Annotated in this window: 6 protein-coding genes; 1 reads left to right on the top strand and 5 read right to left on the bottom strand. The window is 67.2% G+C overall.

Annotated elements, in window-relative coordinates:
• The coding region (locus RMO01_RS05455) for a DUF4214 domain-containing protein (protein WP_309628028.1) at nt 1–2,907 on the bottom strand (2,907 nt) is incomplete at its 3' end.
• Nucleotides 2,908–3,068: 161 nt separating this feature from the next.
• On the bottom strand, nt 3,069–3,629 hold the full coding sequence (locus tag RMO01_RS05460; RefSeq protein ID WP_309628029.1) for a DciA family protein: 561 nt from the start codon (nt 3,627–3,629) through the stop codon (nt 3,069–3,071).
• A 221-nt stretch (nt 3,630–3,850) separates the two neighbouring features.
• On the opposite strand from RMO01_RS05460, the gene mutY reads away from it, so the two are divergent.
• Nucleotides 3,851–4,903, top strand: a complete 1,053-nt coding sequence (gene mutY / locus RMO01_RS05465; RefSeq protein WP_309628030.1) for an A/G-specific adenine glycosylase — start codon at nt 3,851–3,853, stop codon at nt 4,901–4,903.
• A gap of 244 nt (nt 4,904–5,147) precedes the next feature.
• Here the strand turns inward: mutY and RMO01_RS05470 are convergent, their stop codons facing one another.
• The 3 genes from RMO01_RS05470 to RMO01_RS05480 form a co-directional block, all read right to left on the bottom strand.
• Nucleotides 5,148–7,295, bottom strand: coding sequence for an amylo-alpha-1,6-glucosidase (locus tag RMO01_RS05470; protein WP_309628031.1), 2,148 nt, complete (start codon nt 7,293–7,295; stop codon nt 5,148–5,150).
• 78 nt (nt 7,296–7,373) lie between these two features.
• On the bottom strand, nt 7,374–8,480 hold the full coding sequence (locus RMO01_RS05475) for a glycosyltransferase family 4 protein (protein ID WP_309628032.1): 1,107 nt from the start codon (nt 8,478–8,480) through the stop codon (nt 7,374–7,376).
• A 178-nt stretch (nt 8,481–8,658) separates the two neighbouring features.
• Nucleotides 8,659–9,738: a site-specific DNA-methyltransferase gene (locus tag RMO01_RS05480; RefSeq protein ID WP_309628033.1), complete on the bottom strand. Its 1,080-nt coding sequence runs from the start codon at nt 9,736–9,738 to the stop codon at nt 8,659–8,661.
• Nucleotides 9,739–10,031: the final 293 nt, after the last annotated feature.

Here is a 10,031-nt window from a genome sequence, read left to right on the forward strand (position 1 = left end):
GTTTTCATAGCGGATGCCGCCGGCCCAGGTCGGGGCCGTCAGGTTCACGTGCTCGACGCTCTCGGAGAAGATCACCACCATCTCGGCGCGCGTGGTCCCCGCGTTCAGCCGGTCGATCCAGACCTGCCGACCGAAGGCGTCCGCCTCCCGGTTCAGGGTGAAGCGATAGAGCTGGTCGATGAACTGGGTGTTGTTCAGGGCGCCATAGCGGTCCTGGAACTCCTGCGAGCTGACGAAGGCGTTGGCGATCGAGAACAGCGACCCGCCCGTGTCGAGCGTGCCGCGCCAGTAGGCGATGCCGCCCTGGTCCGGCACACGATCGAAGGCCGCGTCGTACAGGCGCGCGACCGCGATGGTGCGGTCATCCTGCACGAACAGGCCGGCGTTCACCGCCGCCGCCGTGAGGTTGCGATGCTCGGCGCCCTCGGAAAAGGACAGAAGGACGCTGCCTCTGCTGACGCCCGAATCCAGCTGGGCCTTCCACTGGGAAATGCCGAAGGCGTCGCCCTCCCGGTTCAGGCTGAACCGGTACATCGTCTTGACGAAGTCTTCGTTCGACAGATTGCCGTAACGCTGAACGAACTCCGGAGCGGTCGCGAACGCCTGCGCCGCCTGGGCCAGGGTGGTCCCGGCTGCCAATCGTCCTGACCAGCCCGACAGACCGGCCTGGTCAGGTGCCCGATCCAGCGCCGCATCGTAAAGGCTGTAGATCTGAGCCGCCACGCCATTCGGATCGGTGTCCAGCATTCCGTCCAGGAAGCTCAGTCGCTCGACCGAGGCCAGATTGTCGGTTCCGTTCTCCCGGCCGCCGGAGACGGTGGAAAAGGCCGCGCCCGCCCGCGCGACCGAATACGCCCGGATCAGACCGCCGTAGCCTGCCGTGTCCACCCCGTCGCCGCCGTTCAGCACATCCCAGTTGTCGCCGCCGATCAGGACGTCGTCGCCGCCCTGACCCACCAGATTGTCGCGGCCGGCCGTGCCGACCAGACGATCGGCGCCGTCTGTGCCGATGCGATCCGCCAAAGGCTGGGTGATCACCTGACCATTGGCGCCGACTTCGAACTCAGCGTTTGAGAAGCGCAGGCGCTCGATACCGGTCAGAATCTCCCGACCCTCAGGGCTGGTGACGATGATCTGCCCGTTCTCGTAACTGAACGTGGCGGCCTCGGCGCTGAAGTCGAACACCACCATGTCGATGCCCTCGCCGCCGTCATAGACGTCCAGCCCTGCTCCACCCGTCAGGACGTCGTCGCCCGCGCCACCGTTCAGCCCGTCGGAGCCGGTCCCGCCGATCAGGATATCCTTGCCCGCGCCGCCGATCAGGTTGTCGTCGCCGACGCCTCCGTCCAGATAGTCATCGCCCTCGCCACCATCGAGCAGATCGTTTCCAAACTCGCCGAAGATGCGGTCTGCGCCGGCCTCGCCATAGAGGCTGTCATTGTCCGAAGACGGCGTGAAGTTGCTGCCGTAACCCCGGATGATGTCGTTGCCAGCGCCCCCCCGGATGTTGTCGTCGCCACCGGCGCCGATGAGCTCATTGGCGCCCTCGTCTCCGACAATCCGATCCGTGGCCTGACTGCCGACGACGTTCTCGATGCTTGTAAGCGTCCATTCGCCTGTCGTCGTGCTGCTGACGCCGCGCGCGGTCCCCTGGAACAGATCGATGTCCACCCCGACGAAGTTCGAGAGCCCCATCGCCAGGGTGTCGATGCCGGCGCCTCCGTCGATCTGGGACGTCCAAAGTCGGTAGAATGTCGTCCCGGCGTTGGATTCGACCGTGGTCGTCGCCGTGACGATGTCGTTACCAGCCCCGCCCGAAAGCGTGCCGAATCCCGTCAGCCGGTCGGCGCCGTCGCCCCCGAACAGCTCACCCGATCCCGTCAGGACGTCGTCGCCGACGCCGCCTTCCAGGCGCCCACGGCCGCTGATGATATCGTCGCCTTCGTCGCCATACAGGAAGTCGTTGGTCCCGGCGCTGGTGATGGTGTCATTGCCCGCCGCCCCCCGGATCGTGATGCCCGTCGTGATGGCGGTCGCACCGGTCGCCCGGACAAAGCTCAGGACATTATTGCCTTGGTCGCCAACTATCCGCGTGACCAGTGTTGGCGCGTTGTAGGCGAGCTCCTGCGTCAGGGTGACGTTTTCGATTCCGTAGTTTCGCAGGTGCGGATCGACACCATTGCCCAGGACCATCCCGTCGTAAGCAGTAACCATGGAGATCGCCAGGGTGTCAGTTCCTGCGCCCCCCTCGATCGAGGCGTAGAAGAACTCACCCGGATTGTCCGTGGTGAAGAGCTGGAAAACGTCGTCGCCGTCATCACCGAAGGCCTGGTCGCGCTGCCCGAAGGTGATGATGTCGTTGCCTCCGCCGCCCCGCAGGATGTCCGCCCCTGAGCCGCCACGTATACGATCGACGAGGGCGCCGCCGATCACCTCGATCGGCGTGGTCCGCCCCTGCAGATCGACGACGTTCACGCCCATCCCGAACCCTTGGAACTGATTCAGGAGGATCAACCGCTCGATCCCCTCTGCGCGGAAAGTCGGCGTTGGTTGAAGAGCCCGACCTCGAGAGTCGAAGGGCGTGACGAACCCGACCAGCGCCTCCTGGCTGGCGGCGATGTTGAAGATGGGTCCTGTGTAGCCGCCCACGCCGACCTGGAAGATGCTCTGGCTCATGTCGAGGACATCGAAGCCCTCGCCGCCGGAGATCCGGGCCTCCTGGTAGGTGTTCCAGCGGAAGATGAACCGATCATCGCCCTCCGCGCCGTCGAGAACGCCATACCCGTCGATTACGTCGTTGCCCGTACGCCCGATGATGCTGTCGTAGCCGCCGTTGCCGATGAGGACATCGTCGTTGTTGGTGCCCGTCAGCGTCTCGTCAGCGCCAGTCCCCGTAAACGTCGGCATCACTTACTCGTGAACTAACTCTTTCCACCCTAAGGTTGAGGCGCGTGCCCAGCAAGAGTGGCTGCTCTAAGTTGGGTTGTGTCGGCTATGGGTCGGAAGCGGACATTCGCTCCGCTGCCGGAATCGGACGCTGACCGGCCTCAACAGGTTGACGGGCCGCTCTACCGCCTCCGCCCCTTCGCCTCATCCGAAAGCACCGCCCGTCCCAAGTTGGCCAGCGCCGCCTTCAGCCCGTCCGGTGCCGCCTCGACCGACCTGGTCAGTTCCGCCTCCGCCGCCGCGTCGAGCGGATCGATCCGGCGGCGCGCACCCTTGGTCGAGGCGGCGATCTGGGCCAGGGGTTTGACCGGTCCCTGGGCGATGCGCAGCTTGTCGACCGCGCCCGGGCCGAGGAACAGGTTCACCCGCGCCAGGATGTCGGCCGACTGATGCTGGACCAGCAGGGCCGCCGGTCCCGCGACGCGCAGCTCCAGCGTCCCGCCGGTTCCCGCACGCCCCTTGGTCAGTTTCTGCGGGCGGGTGACGCGGGCCAGCTGGTCGCCGACGATCTCGCGCCAGCGGGGCTCAAGAGCGCCCGCGCCCCGTCCGAACTTCTCGTCCAGTTCGCGGATCAGCGGGGCCAGGGCCCGACCGGCCGGAGGCGCCGGGCGCGGCATGGGCCGGGTCCGTCGCCGCGACAGGATTTCGCGGGTCTCAGCGTCGGTGGGCAGATCGCGCGCCATGAGGGACCTTAACCCAACCCGTTCAAACAATCACCGTGCACCCCGGCGAAGGCCGGGGTCCAGATCACAGACCGGGACGGCAGGGATGTCGCACTGGTTCTGCTGATCCCACGACCGCATCAGCCATCTGGACCCCGGCCCTTGGTTTATCCTCGGGCCGGCGAAGCCGGACCCGGGGGCCGGGGTGCACGGTTGAAGATGGCGGGGTAAGAGATCACCCAATGCCTCCCGCCGACATCGCTCAACTCCGCGCCGCCCTTCTCGGCTGGTACGACGCCCATGCGCGCACCCTGCCGTGGCGCAGCCCCCCCGGCGCGACGATGCGCACCGACCCCTACCGCGTCTGGCTGTCCGAGGTGATGCTGCAGCAGACCACCGTCCCCCACGCCACGCCCTATTTCGAGCGGTTCACCGCCCGCTGGCCGACCGTCAGCGACCTCGCGGCGGCGGAGGATTCAGACCTGATGGCCGCCTGGGCCGGCCTCGGCTACTACGCCCGCGCCCGCAACCTGCTGGCCTGCGCCCGCGCCGTGGCCAGGGATCACGGCGGCGTCTTCCCCGACACCGAGGCCGCGCTTCTGGCCCTGCCGGGGGTCGGCGCCTATACCGCAGCCGCCGTCGCCGCGATCGCCTTCGACCGCCCCGCCAATGTCGTGGACGGCAATGTCGAGCGGGTCGTCGCCCGGCTTTTCGCTGTCGAGACGCCCGTCCCCGCCGCCCGGCCCGAGTTGAAACGCCTCGCCGGGACCCTCGTCGCCGACAGCCGCCCCGGGGATTGGGCCCAGGCCCTGATGGACCTCGGCTCCGGCATCTGCCGCCCCAAGTCGCCTCAGTGCCTGATGTGTCCCATCGCCGCCTTCTGCGCCGGCCGCGCGTCCGGCGCGCCCGAACGCTATCCCGTCAAGACCCCGAAGGCCGCCCGTCCGCATCGTCAGGGGGTTGCCTGGGTCCTCCGCGACGGTCAGGGCCGCATCGCCCTCGTCCGCCGCCCGGACAAGGGTCTCCTCGGCGGCATGGTCGGCCTCCCGACCAGCGACTGGACCGAAGCGGCGCCCGACGCCGCTCCGCCCGTCGCCGCCGACCGGCCCGCTCTGATGTGGAAAGAGGTGGGCGCCGTCGATCACGTCTTCACCCATTTCTCCCTGACGCTGACGGTGCGGGTGGCGGAGGGGCAGGGCGACTTCCTCTGGACGCCCGAAGCCGAGGCGCGGGCGGCCCTGCCCACGGTCTTCCGCAAGGCGCTGGAGCGGGCCCTGGCGATGACCACACGCTGAACAAGAATTTATTCCATCCTGCCTCTTGAGCTGCCGGGGCGCGCCACCCACGTCTCCGACGGGTCTTCGGCAATCGATCGGGCAGGCCGCGTGGAGCGACTGTGTCGACTCCGTCGAGCCGCTTTTTGCGCCTCTGAGGATCCGGACGGATGGGACTCAGTGGACGACTTGGACTCTGAATTTCCGGAGGCCGCTTTTCAACCATGCATTCCGGCGAACGCCGGGGTGCACCGAGGGGAGGAGGCTACTGCGTCGTCACGACCCTGACCTCGCCGACCCGGTTCCGGGGCATGACCACCACCTGGTCGCCCAGCCGTTCGAAGGCCAGGTCGACCGTGGCGTCCCCGACCTGAAGCCGGCTGACGGTCAGCCGCTCGATCCCGGCGGGCAGGGCGGGGGCGTCCACGGTCACGGTCTTCGTCAGGGCGTCGATCGACACCCCCAGCGACGCCTGCAGCATCAGGAAGACCGACCCCGCCGCCCAGGCCTGGGGCAGACAGGCGACCGGATAGGCGATCGGACCTTCTCCCGGCTGGCGCTCGAAGCCGCAGAACAGCTCGGGCAGGCGCATCTGGAAATGGCTGGCCGCCGCATAGATCTCGCCCAGGATCATCCCGACCGCGTCCCGCTCGCCGTAACGGGCCATGCCGGCGACGCCCAGGGAGGTGTCGTGCGGCCAGACCGAGCCGTTGTGATAGCTCATCGGATTGAACCGGGCCTGACCCCGGGCCAGCGTCCGCAGGCCCCAACCGGAGCGGAACTCGGCCCCCAGCAGCCGCTTCGTCACCGCCGCGGCCCGCGCCGGCGACGGCAGGCCGGTGAACAGCAGATGGCCCGCATTTGATCCGATCGCTTCGCAAGGGTTCCCTTCGCCGTCGAGGGCGATGGCGTAGAACGACTGGTCCTCCATCCAGAACCGGTCCTCGACCAGCAGCCGCACCTCTTCGGCCTGCTGGTTCCAGGCCGGGGCCCGCGCATCGCCCAGCAGGGCGCCCAGATCGCCCATCGCCCGCCACGCCGCGAACGCGTAGCCCTGAACCTCCAGAAGCGCGATCGGCCCCTTCGGGAACCGGCCGTCCGAATGGAAGATCGAGTCCTCCGAGTCCTTCCAGCCCTGATTGGACAGCCCGGTCTCGGCGGCCCTCGCATAGTCGATCAGGCCGTCGCCGTTGCTATCGCCATAGTCCCGCATCCACTCGGTCGCGGCGATCAGATTGGGCCACAGCGCCCGGATCGTCTCCAGGTCGCCGGTCCTGCGGAAATACGCCCCGGCCAGGGCCACGAACAAACAGGTGGTGTCGACCCCGCCGTAGTAGAGGCCGAACGGAACCTCCCCCAGGCCGCTCATCTCGCCGCCCCGGGTCTCGTGCATGATCTTGCCGGGCTGGCTGTCCTGGAAGGCCGAGACCCCGGTCGCCTGACGCTGCGCCAGATAGGTCAGCACGCCCTTGGCCAGGGACGGATCCAGCCACAGCATCTGCCAGGCTGTGATGATCCCGTCCCGCCCGAACGGCGTCGAGAACCACGGCGTCCCGGCATAGGGATAGGGTCCGGTCGGCAGGTCGGTGGTCAAAAGGGCGATGTCGGCCCGCGACTGATCCAGCCACTGGTTGAAGCGCGGACTGCGCGGCCCCCTCAACGAGGCGCCCCGGCGGCGTCTCCGCCGCATGGCCAAACGGGCCTGCAGCGCATTCTCGCGCCACCGCCGGGCGTCGGGCGTCAGGCACATCTCGGGCCCGCACTCGATATAGAGGTCCAGCGCCTTGCCCATCGGCAGGCTGAACATGAACTCGGCCCGCGATCCGCTCAGCCGCGCCGGCGGCTCGGAGAAGGCCAGGCAACTGGTCCGCACGACCGCGTCGAGGCCGGTGTAGCGGAAGGTGACCCGCCGCCCGTCCGTGGTCGGCGCCTCACCCGTCCCGCGCTTTTCCCGGAGCGTCCCGCGCACCTGGAAGATGTCGGCGAAATCGGCCCCGAACTCGAAGGCCAGTGGTAACAGGACATCCTCGACCCCGTGGTTGACCATCCGGACCCGCTCGAACATCCGCCGGTCCCAGACGAACCGCCGCCGCTCGATGTGCAGCACCCCCGCCGGCGCCGACCGCCCGCCCATGGGCGGCAGGGGCCGGTTGGTCGTGTGGGCGGTGAAGAAGACATTGTCCCGCGACACGCCCGAACTCAGGCGCGAAGGCTTTGCCAGCCCGACCGTCATTACGAACCGCGACAGGATCCGCGTGTCATGGTCGAACAGGCCGTCGGCCCCGCCCTTCAGGTCGCCCCAGTTGTCCGCGACCAGGAAGGTGTTGGCGTCCTTCAGCGCCTGGAGCGTATCCAGCCCGCCGCTCTCCGCGCTGTCTGCGGCCGTCTGCTGAACCGAATAGCCGTCGTCCATGAAACCTCGCTGGCGCCGCCGCCCGTCACCAGCCCGGTGTGCGAATGCGAAGGCAGAATGGTCGGCGCGCGATTAGGTTCAGGCGGAAACGGCGAAGCTGCGATCTTCGCGGAGCGGGACCACGACGTCGTCCATGGCGGCTTCGGCGTAGGGGCGCTTGGCGAGCAGGTCGCCGTAGACGTCCAGGTAACGCCGGGCCATCGCAGTGGCGGAGAAGCGCAGTTCGAACCGGGCCCGCACGGCCTCTCGATCCAGCAGCGCGGCCCGGTCAGCGGCGGCGACGGCCTGCTCCAGGGTGTCGACCAGGAAGCCGGTCGCGCCGTCCTCGATGACCTCCGTGGTCGAGCCGCAGCGGAAGGCCACCACCGGCGTTCCGCAGGCCATGGCCTCGATCATCACCAGGCCGAAGGGTTCTGGCCAATCAATGGGGAACAGCAATGCCTCGGCGCCGCCAAGGAACTCGGACTTCTGGTGATCCCCGATCTCGCCGATGAACTCGATCAGGGGATTGCCGTCGATCAGCGGTTTGATCTTCGTCTCGAAGTAGATCTTGTCCGCCGCATCGACCTTGGCCGCCATCTTCAGCCGTTTGCCCAAACTGGTGGCGATCTCGATGGCCCGGTCCGGTCGCTTCTCCGGCGAGATGCGGCCCAGGAAAGCGAGGTAGCCCTCCGACTTCGGCGAGAAAAGGTACTGTTCCGCCGGCATGCCGTGGTGAACGGTCGCCTTCCAGTTGGCGAAAGCCAGCGGGCGACGCTGGTCGTCCGAGATCGAGACCAGGCCGAACTGCGGCCAGCGCTCGTAGACCTCCGACAGGTCCTTCATGTCGAGGCGGCCGTGCAGCGTCGTAAGCGTCTTGTTCGCGATCCGCTCGAAGAACGGGAAATGGATCATGTCGGTGTGAAAGTGGATGACGTCGAAGTCGTCCGCGCGCCGCAGGACCTCCGACAGCATGCTCATGTGCGAGGCGAGATCGGACTTCAGCGGCGCGGGATCCAGGCGGATCGCCTGATCGCGGACCGGGATCAGACGCGCCCTGGTTTGAGCCTCGGCGGAGGCGAACAGGGTGACGTCATGCCCCAGATCGACGAGCGCATCGGTCAGGTGGGCGACCACCCGTTCGGTTCCCCCGTACAGCTTGGGAGGAACGGCCTCGTAGAGCGGGGTGACCTGCGCGATCTTCATGACGGGCGTGCTCCGACCCGCTCACCCGGGCCAGAGACATCAATGATATCGCACCTGCGAAGTTCCGAAGTGAACGTCGAATTTCAGCTGTGATTGCGGCGAGTTACCACGTTACAAACTGTTCGATTGGCGACACTTCGCCGCCGGCCCAGTCAAATGAATGCCTTGGCGATCGGACCTATTGCATCCCCGCTCGCACCTCGGCGCGCAGGGCGTCGATTGAGCGCAGACCGGTGTCGGTGCGGAAGCGCCAGTAGGTCCAGCCGTTGCAGGCGGGTGCGTTCTCGAACAGGGCGCCCAGCTTGTGGATCGACCCCGTCATCGCGCCCGACACCAGCGAACCGTCGGCACGGACACGGGCCTCCCGCTCACCCTTGGGGCAATAGAGGACATCGCCGGGCGACAGCAGGCCGGCCTCGACCAGGGCGCCGAACGGAACCTTGACCTCGGCGCGCTTGGAGCCGGTGACGACGAGGTCCTCGGGCCTGGCCGGGATCACCGCCTTGATCCGCGTCTCGGCGACTTTCGCGTATTCGGGATCGCGTTCGATGCCGATGTAGTGGCGGCCCAGACGCCTGGCGGCGGCGCCCGTGGTTCCGGTGCCGAAGAAGGGATCCAGGATCACGTCGCCTGGACGGGTCGCGGCCAGAATCACCCGGTGCAGCAGGGCCTCGGGCTTCTGGGTCGGATGGGCCTTCTTGCCGTCCTCGCCCTTGATCCGTTCCTCGCCGGTGCACAGGGCGAAGGTCCAGTCGGAGCGCATCTGGGTGTCTTCGTTGAAGGCTTTCAGGGCGTCATAGTTGAAGGTGTAGCGCTTCTGTTCGCGGCTCTTGGCGGCCCAGATCAGGGTCTCGTGTGCGTTGGTGAAACGGGTGCCCTTGAAGTTCGGCATCGGGTTGGTCTTGCGCCACACGATGTCGTTCAGAACCCAGTAGCCCAGGTCCTGGATCGCCGACCCCAGGCGGAAGATGTTGTGATAGCTGCCGATCACCCAGATCGAGCCCTCGTCCTTCAGGACGCGGCGGCATTCCTTCAGCCAGCTACGGCAGAAGTCGTCATAGGCCGCGAAGCTGTCGAACTTGTCCCAGTCGTCGTCAACGGCGTCGACCTTGGAGTTGTCCGGCCGCAGCAGATCGCCGCCCAGCTGGAGGTTATACGGCGGGTCGGCGAAGACCATGTCCACCGACTTGTCCGGCAGGGACCGCAGGATCTCGATGCAGTCGCCCCGGTGGATGATGTCGGTCTTCAGATCGGTCACGCTGCTTGGCCTCAAGGTTGAGGCGCAACCGTGAATCCTTGTGGTTAAGGGGGGGTTATCCGACGGGCAAAAGCCTCGCGGCGCCCCGGGAACGTGAACGTCGTCGCTCACCCGGCGGGATACGGCTTGAGTGCATGGACAGCCGACACGGGCCCCAGACCCATCAACACATCCCCCCAGGACCTCAACGATTTCAACGCCCGGAGTTATTTAGAGCCTTTATGTGCGCCCCCTCTCACGGCGGCCTTACACTGTGTCCGTCCCGCAGCATGGGGAAGGCGTCCTGGGCCCAG

The organism is Brevundimonas sp., assembly GCF_031412435.1.
GTDB lineage: Bacteria > Pseudomonadota > Alphaproteobacteria > Caulobacterales > Caulobacteraceae > Brevundimonas.

Coding starts and splice junctions, on each gene's coding strand:
- RMO01_RS05460 (WP_309628029.1), bottom strand. CDS start 3,629: ATGGCGCGCGATCTGCCCACCGACGCTGAGACCCGCGAAATCCTGTCG.
- RMO01_RS05470 (WP_309628031.1), bottom strand. CDS start 7,295: ATGGACGACGGCTATTCGGTTCAGCAGACGGCCGCAGACAGCGCGGAG.
- mutY (WP_309628030.1), top strand. CDS start 3,851: ATGCCTCCCGCCGACATCGCTCAACTCCGCGCCGCCCTTCTCGGCTGG.
- RMO01_RS05475 (WP_309628032.1), bottom strand. CDS start 8,480: ATGAAGATCGCGCAGGTCACCCCGCTCTACGAGGCCGTTCCTCCCAAG.